13 protein-coding genes are annotated in these 16453 nt (G+C 69.7%); 8 read left to right on the top strand and 5 right to left on the bottom strand.

Annotated features, from left to right (window positions below; genetic code table 11):
- The first annotated feature begins 62 nt into the window (after positions 1-62).
- Positions 63-1223 (top strand): vWA domain-containing protein, encoded by a 1161-nt coding sequence (locus KY661_RS17915; protein ID WP_225411356.1) that lies wholly within the window; start codon positions 63-65, stop codon positions 1221-1223.
- A gap of 13 nt (positions 1224-1236) precedes the next feature.
- Here KY661_RS17915 and KY661_RS17920 read toward each other — a convergent pair whose 3' ends face one another.
- On the bottom strand, positions 1237-3210 hold the full coding sequence (locus tag KY661_RS17920) for a hypothetical protein (RefSeq protein WP_225411357.1): 1974 nt from the start codon (positions 3208-3210) through the stop codon (positions 1237-1239).
- Positions 3207-4256 (bottom strand): hypothetical protein, encoded by a 1050-nt coding sequence (locus KY661_RS17925; protein ID WP_225411358.1) that lies wholly within the window; start codon positions 4254-4256, stop codon positions 3207-3209. Before KY661_RS17925 ends, KY661_RS17920 begins: the two co-directional genes overlap by 4 nt.
- An 85-nt stretch (positions 4257-4341) precedes the next feature.
- Here KY661_RS17925 and KY661_RS17930 point away from each other — a divergent pair, with 85 nt between their 5' ends.
- Both KY661_RS17930 and KY661_RS17935 read left to right on the top strand, forming a co-directional pair.
- A complete protein-coding gene (locus KY661_RS17930; RefSeq protein WP_225411359.1) occupies positions 4342-6099 on the top strand; it encodes a serine/threonine-protein kinase in 1758 nt (585 codons plus the stop codon).
- The gene (locus KY661_RS17935; RefSeq protein WP_225411360.1) at positions 6099-7133 is read left to right on the top strand and encodes a lipid A deacylase LpxR family protein; all 1035 of its coding nucleotides are present in this window, start codon (positions 6099-6101) and stop codon (positions 7131-7133) included. The genes KY661_RS17930 and KY661_RS17935 overlap by 1 nt, the downstream gene beginning before the upstream one ends.
- Here the strand turns inward: KY661_RS17935 and KY661_RS17940 are convergent, their stop codons facing one another.
- Positions 7134-8168 (bottom strand): UbiA family prenyltransferase, encoded by a 1035-nt coding sequence (locus tag KY661_RS17940; RefSeq protein ID WP_225411361.1) that lies wholly within the window; start codon positions 8166-8168, stop codon positions 7134-7136.
- A gap of 158 nt (positions 8169-8326) precedes the next feature.
- Here KY661_RS17940 and KY661_RS17945 point away from each other — a divergent pair, with 158 nt between their 5' ends.
- Positions 8327-9364, top strand: a complete 1038-nt coding sequence (locus tag KY661_RS17945; RefSeq protein WP_225411362.1) for a prenyltransferase — start codon at positions 8327-8329, stop codon at positions 9362-9364.
- Positions 9365-9424: 60 nt separating this feature from the next.
- Here KY661_RS17945 and KY661_RS17950 read toward each other — a convergent pair whose 3' ends face one another.
- Positions 9425-11029: an ABC-F family ATP-binding cassette domain-containing protein gene (locus KY661_RS17950; protein WP_225411363.1), complete on the bottom strand. Its 1605-nt coding sequence runs from the start codon at positions 11027-11029 to the stop codon at positions 9425-9427.
- Between the two features lie 229 nt (positions 11030-11258).
- Here KY661_RS17950 and tgt point away from each other — a divergent pair, with 229 nt between their 5' ends.
- The 4 genes from tgt to KY661_RS17970 all read left to right on the top strand — a co-directional run bounded on the left by tgt (position 11259) and on the right by KY661_RS17970 (position 15117).
- Complete coding sequence (gene tgt, locus KY661_RS17955) at positions 11259-12428, top strand: tRNA guanosine(34) transglycosylase Tgt (RefSeq protein WP_225411364.1); 1170 nt, start codon at positions 11259-11261, stop codon at positions 12426-12428.
- Between the two features lie 81 nt (positions 12429-12509).
- Positions 12510-13301 (top strand): HmuY family protein, encoded by a 792-nt coding sequence (locus tag KY661_RS17960; protein WP_225411365.1) that lies wholly within the window; start codon positions 12510-12512, stop codon positions 13299-13301.
- Entirely contained in the window at positions 13298-14770 is a 1473-nt protein-coding gene (locus KY661_RS17965) for an MXAN_6640 family putative metalloprotease (protein ID WP_225411366.1), read from the top strand. The genes KY661_RS17960 and KY661_RS17965 overlap by 4 nt, the downstream gene beginning before the upstream one ends.
- A gap of 32 nt (positions 14771-14802) precedes the next feature.
- Entirely contained in the window at positions 14803-15117 is a 315-nt protein-coding gene (locus KY661_RS17970; protein WP_225411367.1) for a hypothetical protein, read from the top strand.
- A 13-nt stretch (positions 15118-15130) separates the two neighbouring features.
- On the opposite strand, the gene KY661_RS17975 is transcribed toward KY661_RS17970, so the two are convergent.
- On the bottom strand, positions 15131-16444 hold the full coding sequence (locus tag KY661_RS17975) for a DUF418 domain-containing protein (RefSeq protein ID WP_225411368.1): 1314 nt from the start codon (positions 16442-16444) through the stop codon (positions 15131-15133).
- Between the last annotated feature and the right edge of the window lie 9 nt (positions 16445-16453).

Below are 16453 nucleotides of genomic sequence, written 5' to 3' on the forward strand. Positions count from 1 at the left end.
GTCCGTTCCAGGGAAGACCGCGCGCGCTACCGCTCTTCCTTGTTGCCCCCTGGAGTTCTCCCATGTCCCTGAAGTTCCTGGTCCGGCCCTTCCTGGCCGCCGCGCTCGCCACCACCGTGTTCTCCGCCCCCCGCGCCCTGGCCGAGGAGGCTCCCCCCGCCGCGCAGAAGGCCGCCGCCCCGCAGATCGAGGTGGTCTTCGTGCTGGACACGACGGGCTCCATGGGCAGCCTGCTGGAGGGCGCCAAGCAGAAGATCTTCTCCATCGCCTCGCGCATCGCCACCGGAAAGCCCACGCCGCGCCTGAAGGTGGGCGTGGTGGCGTACCGGGACGTGGGCGATGAGTACGTGACGAAGCGCTTCGATTTGAGCGAGGACCTGGACACGGTCTTCACCCACCTGCGCCAGCTGCGCGCCGACGGGGGCGGGGACTCGCCGGAGCACGTGGGCCGGGGGCTGGGAGAGGCGGTGTCGAAGATGTCCTGGAGCAGCGGCCGGGAGACGATGAAGGTCATCTTCCTGGTGGGGGATGCGCCCCCGGCGAGCCGCGAGAAGGCGTGGAACTTCCAGCAATGGTCGAAGGCGGCGAAGGAGCGGCGCATCGTGGTGAACACGGTGCGCTGTGGCAGCGACGGCGAGACGGAGAAGGCCTGGAAGGCCGTGGCGAAGCTGACGGATGGGACGTTCGACTCGATCGACTCCTCGGGGGGGATGTTGGCGGTGGCCACGCCCTATGACGCGGAGCTGGCGGAGGTGAACGGGAAGATCGCCGCGAAGACGCTCTACACGGGCACGGCGGTGGTGCAGGCCGAGAACCGGGACCGCGCGGCGCAGATGGCGGCCCTGCCTGCGGAGTCCGCCGCCGAGCGCATCAGCTACATGAAGAAGGCGCGGGGCAAGGGTGCCCTCGGGGCCGGGGCGGTGAGCAGCGCGCCCGTGGCCGTGGGCGGGGCGGTGGATTTGGCCGAGAAGCCGGAGATGCTGGCGAGCGTGAAGGAGGCCGAACTGCCCGCGCCGCTCCAGGGCCTGAGCAAGCAGGAGCAGGCCGCGAAGGTGAAGACGCTGGTGGCGGAGCGCAAGGCGCTGGAGGAGCGGGCGGCGAAGCTCGCGGCGGAGCGCGACACGTGGCGCCAGAAGAACGTGGCGGAGACGGAGGCCAGCTTCGACGACAACGTGATGAAGAGCGTGAGAACGCAGGCGGCCAGCTTCGGCGTGGCGTACTGAGCGCCCGGCGGCCTCAGGGCTCGAACTCCACCACGGTGGTGTTCCACCTCACCGTGCCCAGCGGGGCGCCCCGTGAGGCCTCGAATTCCGAGTCCCCTTCAAGCTCGAACATGCCCAGGGCGGCACCTGAGATGTCGTCGCTCGCGTACGAACTTTCACCCCAGGCCTGGCCGGAGGGCCCTTGCCCGCTGGCGAAGATGAGCGAGCGGGTCGGGTCCACCGGGGTGATGGCGAAGTCGTCGCTCTCGACGGGAGCGTTCAGGGTGACCGGGATGTGCTGGGTCCGCGCGGAGGCCCCGAACGCGATGCGCTCCCAGGAGATGGCGTCCACGGACGCGGTGGTGCAGGCGGAGTTTCCCGCGCCTCGCGAGAAGGTAATGGTGGTGGGTGAGGTGAGCTCGCCGCGCAGCACCCGGTCACACAGGACAGGGGCGTCCGTGTTGGACACCCGGTGGGTGAAGAGCAGCGCGGTGGAGGAGAGGTCCACCGGGGCCAGCCCCGAGACGGTGAGTTGGGTGCCCGTCATCCGGTCCGTGGTGCCCCGGGTGACGCGGATGTCCGGGGACTCCACGGCCTGGAGTGAGGCTTTCCAGCCACTGTTGCACGCCGTGCTGAAGGCCACATCCACCTGGCTGGCCGAGACTAGCCGGGCGGTGAAGAAGTCATCGTCCCCCAGGGTGGTCCCTCCCTGCTCGGCGCTCACCAAGAGGAAGGTGTGCTCGGGGTTCGAGACGGGAGACAAGGGAACCGGGGTGACGGCACCCTTGCAAAGCACGGGAATGTGCTGGACTTGGAGCCCGGACGGGCGCTCCACGGTTTGCCAGAGAATGTCGACCTCGGTCCCATCGTCGTTGCGGCTGCACGTGATGGTGTCCCGGGCCGTCAGCGCACACCGCACGCTCGAGGTGTAGGGATTGTTGTTGTAGGAGTTGGTTTGGAAGAACAGCATCGTCTTCGAGAGATCGAGCTGCGCCGGGAAGACTCTGCACTGCTCCTGGGTGCTGGAGGAGGAGAAGGAGCAGGAGCCCGTGCGCACCATGGGGAGAATGGTCTCGCGCTGGAATACGGAGAACTGCTCCGTCACGATGGCGGAAAGGTTGAACGCGCCGCCTGTCCGGCCCTTGAAGTAAAAGGCCACCCGGGAGGCCCCCGGGGCGAGCACCTGTTCGCTGAGGCCGGTTTGACATGCCGGGTCGGCGAAGAAGGCCACGCCCGCGCTGTTCGGGGCCCTCAGCACCACCGTCTGCGCGGAGGGGAAGGACGCGGCGTTGCCGTAGGCATCGCGTGCCTCGATCTCTACCCGGGCGGAGCAACCTCCCGCAGGCAGGGTCTGGGCAGGGGTGACGAAGACGAGGTTCGTGGGGGCCGCGGCGCGGAAGGTCAACCCTTGGTTGGCATTGGAGAACCCCTGGGCCACCACGCCCAGGCTGAACGTTTGGGCGACGGTTCCCCGGACGTAGTAGGCGGCGCGGCTGCTACCGGCCTCCACCGTCACGGAGGTGGTGGGCGTCTGGCACGCCGCATCCCGGTAGAAGGTGATGCCGTTGGTGGGGTTGGCGCTCAGGGTGAGGAGTGTCGCGGTCCGCACGGGGGCTGCAATATCCGTCTCGGTCCGGGTTTCGACCTCCACGGCGTTGGAGCACTGTCCAACCGTGAGGGGGGGCTGCGAATTGCCGAAGGCAAGCCGGGTGGGGATGGAGGTGTCCCCGCCATCCGGGATGCCCGAATCGGGCCCGCCGTCCTGTCCGCCATCCGGCTCGCCGCCATCCGAGGGGCCCGCGTCCGTGCCGCCATCGGGCGTTCCGGGCGTCTCCTCGGGGAGGCACTCATTCTCGCGGCAGACGAAGCCCGCCGCGCACTCGCTGTCCTCGGTACAGGCGAAGCGCCGCGAGTCCGCCCCCGTGGGGCCACTGCTACAGCCTGCCCCGGCGGCCAGGAGGAACAGCACGAGCACAGGGACGATTCGCAGGGAAGGGCACCAGCTCATGGGAGTTCACCTTGGAGCACCACGCCCGCGGGGGTGGCGGAGACCTGCACAGGGGCGCCCAGCACCCAGAATGTTCCTCCCGCCAGTGCCGTGGCGCCCGCCACGCCGAACAGGATGTTGGCCAGCCGCGCGTTCGAGCGTGCCCGGTCATCCAGCGCATAGGCCTCGCGCTGGGTGAGGCCGGTGGTCAGGCCCTGATCATTCACGGCGGCGCCCTCCACGTCCGCCCGGGCATTGCGCGAGCGCAGCCCGAAGTAACCCCCGGCGGCCCCGCTTCCCACGGCCACGCCCAGACACACATACGCCGCGCGCCGCCAGGGCGAGCGGGGGGTCTTCTCCAGCCCGAGCGCTTCTTCTTCGGCCCGGGAGGCCTGTGGCGTGAAGGCAGGGGGCAGGGGGGGGCGCGCCGTCAGGGGGGCCGTGGCGCTGCCCAGCATGGAGAGGACCGCCTGGCGCTCGTCGAGCAACTCGGCCCACCACCGCACCTGATGCCCCCTCACGGCCACCGACGCCTGGCCCTCCAGCAAGGGGCTCGTCTGCTCCCTCCACCGGGCCCCGGCCTCATTGAGATGGAAGCGCACGGTGCGGCCCAGCTTCAGCAGATCCACCGGCGTGCGCACCGAGAGGCTCTCCACGGATGGAGTCCCCTCCGCCTGGGGGACCGCCTCCAGCCGCAGCACCGCCTGTTGATCCGTGACCCAGGCCTTGGCCTCGAAGAAGGGGGTGACGACCCGGGGGGCGTAGTCCCCCTTGAGCTGGCGGTCCGGGGCGAGCACCAGCAGGGTCTGGAACGCCGCGCGGGCCTTCGCGGGCTGCTGGAGCATGGCGGCCACCACGCCCTGGAGCTCCAGGATGTCCAGCAGGGTGTCCCGGTCGTTGCCCAGCTGGGCGCGCGCGGTGTCCAGCGCACGCGCGGCCTCGGCGTAGCGCAGGGACTCGAGGAGCCGGCGTGCCCGGGGCAGCTCGGCATTGGGAGCCTCGCCCCAGGCCAGCGGGGCCAGGAGCAAGGTAGCGGTGAGCACGAGGAAGGGGCGGGGAGAGGCCAAAGCCGGGTGATATTAATCAGGTATTGACGAGAATCGAGAATTGACAGGGGGTGGAGGCCGCGTAGAAAATTTCCACGTGAGCGACATGCCCTCCCCCTCAGCTGGGCCCGAGGCCCTCGCGGTCTGGCAGCAGGGGCTCACGGTGGGCCGCTACAGCCTGCTGACGCGGCTCGCGGTGGGCGGCATGGCGGAGATCTGGCTCGCGCGCCAGGTGGGACCCAAGGGGTTCGAGAAGTTCATCGTCATCAAGCGCATCCTGGACGGGCTGGGCACGGATCCCGAGTTCGTGGGGATGTTCCTCGATGAGGCGCGGCTCGCCGCGCAGCTCAACCACCCGAACATCGTCCAGATCTTCGACCTGGGCGAGGAGGAGGGTGCCTTCTACATCGCCATGGAGTACCTGCCGGGCGAGAACCTGGCCTCCGTGGTGCGCACGGGCATGCGCCAGAAGCGGCCACTGCCCCTCTCCCACGCGGTCCGCATCATCGCGAGCGCCGCCGAGGGGCTTGGCTACGCGCACGCCAAGGTGGGGCCGGATGGGGCGCTGCTCGGCATCGTCCACCGGGACGTGTCCCCTCAGAACCTCCTGCTGACGTACGACGGGGTGGTGAAGGTCCTGGACTTCGGCATCGCCAAGGCCGCCACCCGGGAGAGCCAGACCCTGTCGGGACAGGTCAAAGGCAAGGCGGCCTACATGTCGCCCGAGCAGGCCCGGGGTCAGCCCCTGGATGCGCGCAGCGACATCTTCTCGCTGGGGGTCATCCTCTTCGAGCTGGTGACGCGCTCGCGGCTCTTCAAGTTCCCCGAGCCGCTCGCCGCGCTGCAGGCGGTGGCCAGCGAGGAGCCGCTGCCGCTGGCCCACACGCGCAACCCCGAGGTGCCGGAGGCCCTGAGCCACCTCATCGCCCGGGCGCTCGCCCGGCAGCCCGGCGAGCGTTACCCCACGGCGCGCCACTTCCAGCACGCCCTGGAGGAGTGGCTGCGCGGTCAGAACGAGGGCACGGGCTCCGCCGAGCTGGCCCACTACATGTCGGAGGTGTTTGGCGAGCGCATCCAGGAGCGCTCCCGGCTGCTCGATACGGCCCGCTCCGGGGATCTGTCCGCCTCGGGAGCCCAGCGGGTGGCCGCGCGCGGCGTCTCGGCGGCCTCGGTGCCGGGCTCACTCCCGCAGGCCGAGGAGGAGACCACGCTGGAGCAGCCGTGGCTCCGGCGCCGGGGGGCGAGGCTCGCAGGGGCGGTGGCGGCTCTTGCGCTCGCTCTGGGAGGAGGGGCCCTGGGGCTCCTGTGGCCCCGGCGGACGGAGCCGGTTCCGGCGCCGGTGGCCGTGGCGGCCCCCACACCGCCTGCCCCGCCGGTGCTCACCATCGAGACGGAGCCCCCCGGCGCCCGGCTCGTGGTGGATGGCAAGGACGTGGGGCGCTCTCCCTTGCGGTTGGACACCCTTGCCCTGGGCGAGCACACGGTGGCGGCCTCGCTGGAGGGGAGGCTCCCCGCGGAGCGCCGGGTGAAGCTGGCCCACCCGGGCGAGCGGACCATGGTGGTGCTGGCGCTGGCCGCAGAGCCCCCGCCGCCCGTGGCCGAGCCGGTGCCTCCAGAGAAGGAGTCGGCCGCCGCCGCGTCCAAGACGTCAAGGAAGGCCATGGGCCGGTTGACGCTGGACACCACGCCCTGGACGCACGTGTTCCTGCGCGGGCGGAAGCTGGGGGACACACCCCTCATCGACCATGTCCTGCCTGCGGGACAGCACCAGCTCAAGCTCGTCAACGAGGCGAAGAACATCTCCACGGTCATCGAGGTGGAGATTCGCTCCGGCCAGAGCACGGTGAAGAAGCTGCGGCTCTGATGGGCGCTCCGGTGGACGGCCAGGGCAGGCGCAGGCAGAGCCGGGCAGGGCCTGCGTCCAGTCTGTCCGGGCTGCTGCTGCTGGCCCTGGCGCTCGCGGGGGCCCCCGCGGAGGCGGACACGTCCCTGGGCACGCTGACCCTTCACACGGACAACGACTTCTACGTCTCGCGCCGGGACCGGCACTACACCAGCGGGCTCCAGCTGTCCTGGACGTCGGCGGCGGACCAGACGCCCGATTGGATGCGGCGGCTGGCGCTCCTGCCGGGCCACGAGCCGGACGCGCGGGTGCACTGGGCCCTGGGGCTCGGGCAAAACATCTACACGCCGGCCGGGGTGGCGCTGCGCACCCGCCGTTACCGGGACCGGCCCTACGCGGGGTGGCTGTATGGCTCCTGGGGACTGGCCCGCGTCTCGGGCGCGGGGCTCGATGCGGCCATGCTCCACCTCGGAATGGTGGGGAAGGCCTCCCTGGCGGAGCCCACCCAGGAGTGGCTCCATGGCGCCATGGGAATGAAGCCCCCCCGGGGTTGGGAGAAGCAGCTGCAAAACGAGCTGGGCGGGGCGCTGGTGCTCTCGCGTCAGCGCCGCCTGCGGCGTCCCCCGTCCGAGGACCGGACGGGTTTCGAGCTGACCGCGCACGGCACCGTGTGCCTGGGCAACGTGTTCACGTATGGCGGCGGCGGGGTGGGCGCACGCTGGGGAAAGGGCCTGGCCGGAGACTTTGGCCATGCGCGCATCTCCCCCGGCTTGCCGGGGGCCAGCACCTTCGAGCGCCGGGACAGCTGGGCGTGGGCCGCTCACCTGGGCGCCGAAGGCCGCCTGGTGGCCCGCAATCTCTTTCTGGACGGCAATACCTTCGCCGAGAGCGCCCGGGTGCCCCGGCGGGTGTTCGTGGCGGATGCCGAGGCGGGCGTGAGCCTCACCTACCGCAACGCCCGGCTCACGTACGCCCTGGTGGTGCGCAGCGAGGAGTTCGATGATCAGCAAGGGCCGGATCTCTTCGGCACCCTCAGCCTGGCGTTCATTCCCTGATCACGGATGGGGGGTCCGCCGGAAGGTGGCCTCCATCAGCGCCGTGCTCGCCAGCGCGGCGATCGCCAACCCCACGCCGCCCAGCAGGGGCGCCGCCAATCCCAGCATGGCCAGCGACGAGGCGGGGACCGCCAGGCGGTAGCCCCGCAGCGCGGCCTCATCCGTCCCCCTCCAGAGCGAAGGGAGCACCGAGAGCCCACCCAGGACCGCGGCCACGGTGAGCGCCACCTGGCCGGGCAGCTCCGGGGCAGCGCCCCGCTGGACCACGCCCAGGGCCAGGGCGGGCAGGGCGCTGGCCCGCAGGAAGGCGCTGGCGCGCACGCCCAGGAGCAACGGAAGCGTCCGGTAGCCCGCGGCCCGGTCTCCAAGGCGGTCCTTCTCGTAGTTGGCCAGGAGGAACCAGGCATTGATGCCCAGGAGCAGTCCCAGCAGGGGCAGTGCCTTCTCCAGGGACTCGAAGGCCTGGGACAGGGAGGCTTCCGGGCTCGGCAGCCGGGCCAGAACCCCGATGCCTCCCGCGACCGCGTTGATGGAGCCGAAGACGAGGTTGCCGAGGACCGGGACGCCCTTGGCCTGGTTGTAGCCCACGAGCAGCACCACCGCCGTGGCCCCCAAAATCCAGGCGGCCGGATGGAGGGCTTGCAGCGCCGCGAGCAAGAGCAGTCCCAGGAACAGGGCCGCCGCCAGCACGGGCCCCACGGGCAGCCGCCCATCCGCCAGGGGGCGCCCAGGCGCATTGATGGCGTCCGTATCCCGGTCGAGCAAGTCATTGAAGAGCTGGCCCACCCCCCAGCCCGTGCCCGCCACAAAGGCCGCGAGCGCCACGCGGCCCACGTCCACGGGGCCCGGTACGGCCGCCGCCCCCGCCAGGGCCGCCGCCCCGCCGAAGGCGAAGTAGTGCGGTCGCATCGCCTCGAGCAGCAGCATCCCAAAGCGCCCCATGCCCAGACCTGCCAGCACCGGTGCTCCCCGGCCCACGTCTCGCAACCACTGCCGGGTCTCGGTGAAGAGCGCTTGGTAACGAGGGCCTTTCATGGGCCTGTTCGCGTGTAGGGAAGGTCGTTCAGGGAAAACAGGGAGTTCAAAATAATAAAGTCTTATTTTGAATATTGGGATTCAAGGTTTAACAAGGAGTCCCGAAAGGACATGGGCGCACCGGCTTCTCTCTCCGGTGTGCAATCCCCTGACAGCTTATGACCGCGAGTTCCCTGACCCAGCGCCTCCTGGCCCTGGGCCGCGTGAAGTTTCTTCTGTACAGCCCCATTCTTTACACCGTGGGCGCCATCATCCCCACGCTCGAGGGGGGCTCTCTCCACGCGGGACACTTCGTTCACGGTGTGCTCTTCACGTGGGTCACCCACCTGATGACGCATTACTGCAACGAGTACTACGACCTGGAGCCGGACCGGGCCAACGTGTCGCCCTCGCCGTGGACGGGAGGCAGCCGGGTGCTGGTGAAGGGGCTGGTGGCGCCCGAGCTGTCCCTGCGGCTCGCGTACGCGCTGGCGGCGGTCTCCCTCGTGCTCGCGCTGCTCATGCCCACGATGAGCGCCCGGGTGCTGTGCCTGCTGGCCATCTTCTTCTCGTGGGAGTACAGCGCGCCGCCCTTCAAGCTGGAGGCGCTGGGCCTGGGTGAGGCCACCGTGACGCTGGTGCTCAACATCCTGGTGCCCGTGCTGGGCTACTGCCTCCAGAGCGGCGGCCTGCAACCCCATCCCTTGCTCCTGGTGCTCGTCCCGCTGGGCATCATCGAATACATCCGGATGATGGTCATGAACATGGCCGACTGGGAGAGCGATGCGACGACCTGGAAGAAGACCCTGGTGGTGCGCATCGGCATCGAGAACGCCGTGAAGGTTCACGGCGTGGGCATGGTGCTGGCGTACCTGTCGCTGATTCCGCTGTACTTCGCGGGCGTGCCGCTCACGGTGCTGCTGGCCCTGCTGGCCACGGCGTACATGGGGCTGCGCTATGCCTACCAGCTCCAGAAGGGCGCCTGGCGGCAGAAGCAGACGATGTGGATCATCCCCTATATCGCCTCGACCCATAACGGACTCGGGGGCTCGGCCGCGCTCATCGGGATGATTCTCCTCAAGCCCGGCGTCTCGCCGTCCTCGCTCGAGCTCTTCCCGCTGTACCTCTACCTGGGAGGCTTCTTGCTCCTGAAGTTCATGGCGCGCCTGAAGCGCCAGCCCCCCGTGGCGGCGGAGCCGGGCGGAAACCCCGCCTGAGCGGGGCTCCCAGCCCAGACGCACGAGGCCTCCTGGCGGGTGTGCCAGGAGGCCCCGGGTTCAGCGGCGGCGCGTGTCCGTGTCCACCGCGTGCTTCTCCATGAACTCGGCGTAGGGCCCGTTGTAGTCGAGCACCTCCTGGCCGCTGCCCTTGAGCGACCAGATGCGCGTGGCCACCTCGGAGATGAGCTCCTGGTCGTGCGTGACGACGATGACCGTGCCCTCGAACTTCTTGAGCCCGTCGGCCAGCGCGCTGATGGACTCCAGGTCCAGGTGGTTGGTGGGCTCGTCGAACACCAGCACGTTGTCCTGCGTCAGCATCAGCTTGGAGAGCAGCAGCCGCACCGTCTCACCACCGGACAGGGTGTCGGTGGGCTTCATGCGCTCCTCGCCCGAGAAGAGCATCCGCCCCAGCACGCCGGAGATCTCCTCGTTGGTGAGCTTGGTGTTGATGTCGCGCATCCACTCGAAGGCGGTGGTGCCCTTGCGGATGGTGCCGTGGTGGTCCTGCGGCAGGTAGCCCAGGGTGGCCTGGTGGCCCCACTTCACGCTGCCCCCGTCCGGCTCCAACTGCCCGGCAATCATGCGCACCAGGGTGGACTTGCCCACGCCGTTGCGGCCAATGACGCAGATTCTCTCGCCTTTGCACACCAGGGCGTTGAAGGGCTTGATGACCGGCGCCCCGTCGAAGGACTTGTGGATGCCTTCGATCATCAGCGTCTGCTTGCCGCTGACCTGCTTCTGGTCGAAGCGGATGAAGGGCCGGGCGATGTTGGAGCGCTTCAGGTCCTCGCTGCGCAGCTTTTCGATCTGCTTCTTGCGGCTCTGCACCTGGGAGGCGCGGGTGCCGGCGCTGAAGCGGGCCACGAAGTCCTGGAGCTGGGCGATCTTCTTCTTCTTCTCCTCGGTCTCGGACTCGATGCGGCCGCGGATCTGCGCCTTCTGCATCACCATGTCGTCATAGCCGCCCGTGTACGGGATGATCGTCTCGTAATCGATGTCGGCGATGTGGGTGCAGATGACGTTGAGGAAGTGCCGGTCGTGGCTGATGGTGATGAGGACGCCCTCGTAATTCGTGAGGAAGTTCTGCAGCCAGCGGATGGACTCGATGTCCAGGTTGTTCGTGGGCTCGTCGAGCAGCAGCCCCTCGGGCTTGCCGAACAGCGCCTGGGCGAGCAGCACGCGCAGCTTGAGGCCGCCGGTGAGCTGCCGCATGGGGCCCTCGTGGAAGTTCTCCGCGATGCCCAGACCCACCAGCAGGGTGGCCGCGTCGCTCTCGGCCACGTAGCCATCCTCCTCGGCGATGACACCCTCCAGCTCGCCCAGGCGGTTGCCGTCCTCCTCGGTGATGTCCGCCTTGGCCAGGAGCGTGTTTTTCTCCTGCATGGCCTCCCACAGGGGCTTGTTGCCCATGAGCACCACGTCCAGCACGCGGTCCTGGTCGTAGCGGAAGTGGTCCTGCCGCAGGATGCCCAGGCGCTTGGGCCGGCTGATGGTGCCCATGTCCGCTTCCTCGTCCCCGGCGAGGATCTTCATGAACGTGGACTTGCCCGCCCCATTGGGGCCGGTGAGGCCGTAGCGGCGGCCCGGCGAGAACGAGACGTTCACGTCCTCGAAGAGCTTCTTGGGCCCGAAGGCCTTGGAGACGTTGATGATGTTGAACATGGCGATGCTCTTGACGAAAAGGGGGCTGCGGCCAGACGCGCCGCGGCATTACCACCGCGGGGAGGCCGGAGGGAATCCTTGTAACGCGCACCCGGAGCCATTCATGCCGCCAGCCCCAGTCCCGGGCCCCCGGGCCATGTAGGCACAGGTCGCCTTCCTGGCGGGCAAGGGGGCGGCTTTCGCAGGCGCCAGGTGCGGCGGGCGCGGAGGCGGGTATAACGCCCGGCCCATGGCTGTCCGCTTCGAACTCGTCACCACCGACCCCACCGGCGCCCGCGCCGGGGTGCTCCACACGCGCCGGGGCTCTTTCCCCACCCCCATGTTCATGCCGGTGGCCACCCACGCCGCCTTCCGCCACCTGGGCACCGAGGAGGTGTGGGAGACGGGCAGCCGCATCCTCCTGGCCAACACCTACCACCTGATGCTCCGGCCCGGCGCGGACGTGTTCCGCAAGTTCGGCGGCATCCACCCCTTCATGCAGTGGGCTGGGGCCATCCTCACCGACTCGGGCGGGTTTCAGATCTTCTCGCTGCCGGAGGACCGGCTCATCACCGAGAAGGGGGCGCAGTTCCGCAGCTTCTACGACAACAGCCGCCAGATGCTCAGCCCCGAGACCAGCATCGCCATGCAGCAGGCGATCAACTCGGAGATCATGATGGTGCTGGACGTGTGCATCGACTCGCGCACGGACGAGGCGGGCACGCGCGAGGCCATGGAGCGCACCCACCGCTGGGCGGTGCGCAGCCTGGCCGCCAAGGACAAGGTGCCCACGGGGCAGGCGCTGTTCGGCATCGTCCAGGGCGGCGTCTACCCGCGCCTGCGGGACGAGAGCTCCGCGTTCCTCACCCAGCTGCCGTTCGACGGCTTCGCCATTGGCGGCCTGGCGGTGGGGGAGACGAAGGAGGAGCGCGAGACGATGACGGCCCGCGCCACCGCCTCGCTGCCCACGGACAAGCCGCGCTACCTCATGGGGGTGGGCACGCCCACGGACCTGCTGGAGGCGGTGATGCGGGGCGTGGACATGTTCGACTGCATCATCCCCACGAAGATGGCGCAGCAGGGCTACGCGTACACCTTCGAGGGGCTGGTGCGCATCACCCGCATGGTCTACCGGCTGGACGACGCCCCGCTGGACGCGGCGTGTGACTGCATGGTGTGCACGCGCTACACGCGCGGCTACCTGCAGCACCTGATGCGCGGCAAGCACCACCTGGGCTCGCGCATGCTCTCCATCCACAACGTGCGCCACTACCAGAAGCTGATGGGCAAGCTGCGCGAGGCCATCCTCCAGGGCAGCTACGCGCAGACGTACCGGGAGCTCAAGGCCGCCATCGCCCCGCCGAAGGACCTGCGCGGCGAGGTGTCCCCCGAGGCGGTGACGCTGAAGGACGTGGGCTGAGCCCCTGCGCGGGAAGGTGCCCCGCTGGGGCCCACTTTTCGCGTTGAAAATGAGAATCGTTATCACCTAGGGTGGGCGGCCATGTCCTCCTTCCCTGAGTTGAAGCGTTCACGCGCGCGGCGGTTTCCGGCGCTGGCCGTCCTGGCGATGTCCCTGGCGCTGGTGAATTGCGGTGACGACCCGGAGGAGACGCCCCCGGACAGCGATGGGCGCGGCGAGCCGCAGTGCGCGCCCGCCACGGTGCGCTGCTCCGAGGAGAGCATTGACGGGCTCGACCTGCTGACCACCGTGTCGACGGGCGCCATCCGGGAGGACGGCACCACGGCGGGCGAATTCCACACCTATGTGGATGCGCGCGGCGGTGGCAACCCTCCCACGCAGTCCTATGCCTATGCCCGCTTCACCGCGCAGGGCCTGGCGGCGGTGCCGGTGGATGACCAGGCCGCGCTGGCGTCCATGGACTGGGACATCGCCTTCCGCCGCTACATCATCCGGGTGAACAGCGGGGTGTCCGGCCCCTCCTGCACGCTGGTGGCACAGACCCCTGCGGGAACGGCCTTCGAGGCGGTGACCGCCGTGGACCCGTCCTGGGCGTTCACCTCCGAGAGCTACTACACGGAGACGTGCGAGTCCGTCTCTCACGGGGAGGGGCTCGGGCCCGCGGTGGCGCTGGGCAGCTTCTGGAGGTACGAGGCCTGTCTTGCCATGACGGGCAACGTCTTCGTGGTGCGCCTGGCGGACGGCCGTGACGTGAAGCTGGAGGTGACGCACTATTACGATCCGGAGCCACAGCAGGTCTGCAACGAGACGGGCTCCGCGCCCGCTCCCAACGGTGCGGCGCAGTTCCGCGTCCGGTGGGCCTTCCTGCCGTGAGGGCCCTGGCGCTGACGCTGCTCCTCGGCGCCGGGTGTGGTTCCGCCCGGCCCCCGCATGAGGTGCCCGGCGACATGGCGGGGCAGCTCGTGGCGGCGGTACGTCCTACGGAGCCGTCAGCGCCCCCTCCGCGGTTCGAGCCCGGTGAGGCCGTGGAGTCCACGGTGTCGCCGGGTGGGCGCTTCCGCCTGCACTTTTCCCGCTCGGGGCCCAACGCGGTGGCCGGGGCGGATGCGGATGGCAGCGGAATCCCGGACTCGGTCGAGGCAGCGGCGCGGGTGTACGACCGCGTGGCGGCCTTCTACGCGGGGCTGGGCTACCGCTTGCCGTCCGAGGACACCGCCGGCGGGGACGGGACGTTCGACGTGTACCTGCTGGACTTCGCCCTGCGGGCCGATGGGGCCTACCGGCTGGATGGGTGCGCCGGGGCGGATACGGACTGCACGGGGCACATCCTTCAGGAGAATGACTTCGCGGGCTACTCCTACGGCTCCTACGAGGAGGCCGTGGCCACGCTGGCCAGCCACGAGTTCTTCCACGCGGTGCAGGCGGTCTACCACCCGGGCCTGGGCAGCGTGGCGGGGGAGGGCAGCGCGGTCTGGGCCACCGAGCGCTTCGAGCCCGCGCTGGACGACCTGGAGCACTTCTCGTCCGCGTACCTGGAGCGGCCCGACCGCAGCTTGGTGCTGGATCCGGACGGGCCCGCGCAGGCCTTCAGCTATGGCGCGTCCCTGTTCTTCCAGTTCCTGGGCGAGCGCTTCGGGGATGGGCTCATTCGCTCGCTCTGGGAGGAGAGCGTCCGCTCGCCCACGGCGCGCTGGCCGGTGTTGCTGGACACGTGTTTGCGCCGCGACTGGCGCACGGACTTCGACACGGCCTTCACGGAGTTCGCCCAGTGGAACCTGTCCACGGGCTCGCGGTGGCAGGCCGGGCAGGGGTACGCGCGGGGCGCGGGCTATGCGGAGCTGGTGCTCGCGCCCAAGACGCTCCCGGTGGACGAGCCCTCGGTGCGCGTCGCCCCCGCGGCCGTCCGGTACTTCGAGGTGGCGGGCGGGGCCGGGACGGTCTCGGTGGGCTTCCAGCCCCGCGAGGGCGATGAGACGGGCGCGCTTCACCTGGTGGCGGTGGCACGCTCGGGCCCGGCGGTGCTGCGGGTGGTCAGGGCCGAAGGGCCCGGCCCGCTGACCCTCCAGCTTCCCGCCCAGGACGCCACGAGCGTGTCCGTGGCGGTGGTGGATGGGCGCCACGAGGGGACAGGCCGGTATGGGCGGCTCTGCATGGTCCCCTCGGCCACGGCCACCCCATGTGGCCAGGGCCCAGGGGAAGAGCCCGAGGCACCTCAAGAGCCCGAGGAGCCCGAGTCCTCCAAGGGGTGCCAAGCAGGGCCAGGGGCGGGAGGGGGAGGGCTGTTGCTGGCTGCTGGATTGTGGCGCCTCAGGCGCCGGTGTCTGCCGACTTCAACCACGTGAAGTAAAACGCTACAACGAAAGGGACGCACTCCATGCTTGAGATCCTGACCGCCGCGTTGTTCTCCGCCTCCACCGTCTTCGGCGCCGCGAATCCCGCCCCGGAGACTTTGGAGATCCCCAACTCGGGGCTCACCTTCTGGGCCGAGAAGAGCTTCGCGGGGCAGTACATCAACTATCAGACCGTGCCGGCGGGGTGCACCAACCTGCCGTTCGACGCCCGGTCCGGCGTGAACATGATCAACGCGGACGGCGTCCTCGCCTACCCGGGCCCAGACTGCACGGGCATCGAGTTCGGTTTCAGCTTCCATTCCTTCAATCGCGCGGCGAAGAGCTTCAAGTCCCGCTGATTCCAGTGGCGCCTCATGCGGTGGCGTCTGCCGCTGGCAGCGGGGCAGGCCGCCGCATGGGCTGGGCCTTTCCATAGGTGAGCGAGCGCCACAGCCACTCGGCGGGGCCAAAGCGGAAGCGTGACAGCCAGAGGTGGCTCAGCCCCACCTGGACCCAGAAGAGGCAGAAGATGAGCGTCAAGCACGCCAGTGCGCCCAGCTTGCTGCCCAGGCCCAGGCCGTAGCCCCGGAACAGCAGGAGGCTGATGACGGTCTGGCTCAGGTAGTTCGTCAGCGCCATCTGCCCGGCCGGGGCAAGCACCGAGAGCCCCTTCTGCCAGGGGGCGCGCTGGAACAGGAGCGCGAAGCCCGCCATGTAGAAGGCGGCGAGCCCGAGCACGCCGATCTCCGACACCGTGGGCATGAAGAACAGCCACGGCGTGCCCCGGGGGATGTGCCCGGCGCGGGTCAGGGCCCCCACGGCGAGGGAGGCGCTGCTGCCCACCACGCCCACGAGGAGCCCCCACCCGAGCAGCTTGCGCAGCAGCGGCCGGTGCTGTCCGGGCTCCTGGAGGAGCCGGTGCCGCCCCGCGAGGAGCCCCAGCAGGAACTTGCCCAGGGGGATGAGCAGGAAGGCGAAGTACACAGGCCGCAGGGCGCGCTTCATGTGGACGGCGGCATTGGTCCGCAGCGTCTCCAGGAAGGATCCGTGGTCGAACACCGCCTGCGCCTGCTTCTGGAACGCCTCGGCCTGCGCCCGCTCCTGCTGCGCCACGGCTTGAACGGTCTCGGTGGAGCTGGCGAGCAGGGGCACGAACCGCTGGAGCATCGTGAGCACCAGGGGAACGCCGAGGATGAGCACCAGGCTCCAGACGAGGAGCCGCTTGCTGGAGAAGTCCCGGAACAGCAGCAGCAGGAACCCTGCCACGGCGTACATGGACAGGATGTCGCCGTACCAGAGCCCGAACAGGTGGGTCAGCCCCAGGCACAGCAGCACCGTCAGGCGGCGCGTGTACAGGGGGAGCACGGCGGCGCCGCGCGCCTGGGCCCGGCCCATCTGCAGCGCGAAGCCCAGGCCGAACAGGAAGGCGAAAAGGGTCATCGCCTTGCCGGCGAGCATGAACTCGTAGAGGGCGTGGACGGCGGGATCCACCGGCGAGGGCAGCAGGGGGGCCACGCCCTCCTTGGGAGGCGGATACCGCCCGCTGAAGTGCATATAGGCGTTCGACATGAAGACGCCGCAGAGGGCGAAGCCGCGCAGCACGTCGAGGAAGATCACCCGTTCATGGGCGCTGGCGGGGCGGAGCTCCGTGGCATCGGCGGGCGCCAGGGAAGGCGAGGGATCCATGTGCCCAGC

Origin of the sequence: Allostigmatella hybrida (assembly GCF_020103775.1) — a bacterium.
GTDB lineage: Bacteria > Myxococcota > Myxococcia > Myxococcales > Myxococcaceae > Hyalangium > Hyalangium aurantiaca.

What these genes read in the sequence shown, in the direction of transcription:
- KY661_RS17945 (WP_225411362.1), top strand. Translation starts at nt 8,327, where the DNA reads ATGACCGCGAGTTCCCTGACCCAGCGCCTCCTGGCCCTGGGCCGCGTG.
- KY661_RS17935 (WP_225411360.1), top strand. Translation starts at nt 6,099, where the DNA reads ATGGGCGCTCCGGTGGACGGCCAGGGCAGGCGCAGGCAGAGCCGGGCA.
- KY661_RS17920 (WP_225411357.1), bottom strand. Translation starts at nt 3,210, where the DNA reads ATGAGCTGGTGCCCTTCCCTGCGAATCGTCCCTGTGCTCGTGCTGTTC.
- KY661_RS17960 (WP_225411365.1), top strand. Translation starts at nt 12,510, where the DNA reads ATGTCCTCCTTCCCTGAGTTGAAGCGTTCACGCGCGCGGCGGTTTCCG.
- KY661_RS17970 (WP_225411367.1), top strand. Translation starts at nt 14,803, where the DNA reads ATGCTTGAGATCCTGACCGCCGCGTTGTTCTCCGCCTCCACCGTCTTC.
- KY661_RS17940 (WP_225411361.1), bottom strand. Translation starts at nt 8,168, where the DNA reads ATGAAAGGCCCTCGTTACCAAGCGCTCTTCACCGAGACCCGGCAGTGG.
- tgt (WP_225411364.1), top strand. Translation starts at nt 11,259, where the DNA reads ATGGCTGTCCGCTTCGAACTCGTCACCACCGACCCCACCGGCGCCCGC.
- KY661_RS17950 (WP_225411363.1), bottom strand. Translation starts at nt 11,029, where the DNA reads ATGTTCAACATCATCAACGTCTCCAAGGCCTTCGGGCCCAAGAAGCTC.
- KY661_RS17930 (WP_225411359.1), top strand. Translation starts at nt 4,342, where the DNA reads ATGCCCTCCCCCTCAGCTGGGCCCGAGGCCCTCGCGGTCTGGCAGCAG.
- KY661_RS17915 (WP_225411356.1), top strand. Translation starts at nt 63, where the DNA reads ATGTCCCTGAAGTTCCTGGTCCGGCCCTTCCTGGCCGCCGCGCTCGCC.
- KY661_RS17975 (WP_225411368.1), bottom strand. Translation starts at nt 16,444, where the DNA reads ATGGATCCCTCGCCTTCCCTGGCGCCCGCCGATGCCACGGAGCTCCGC.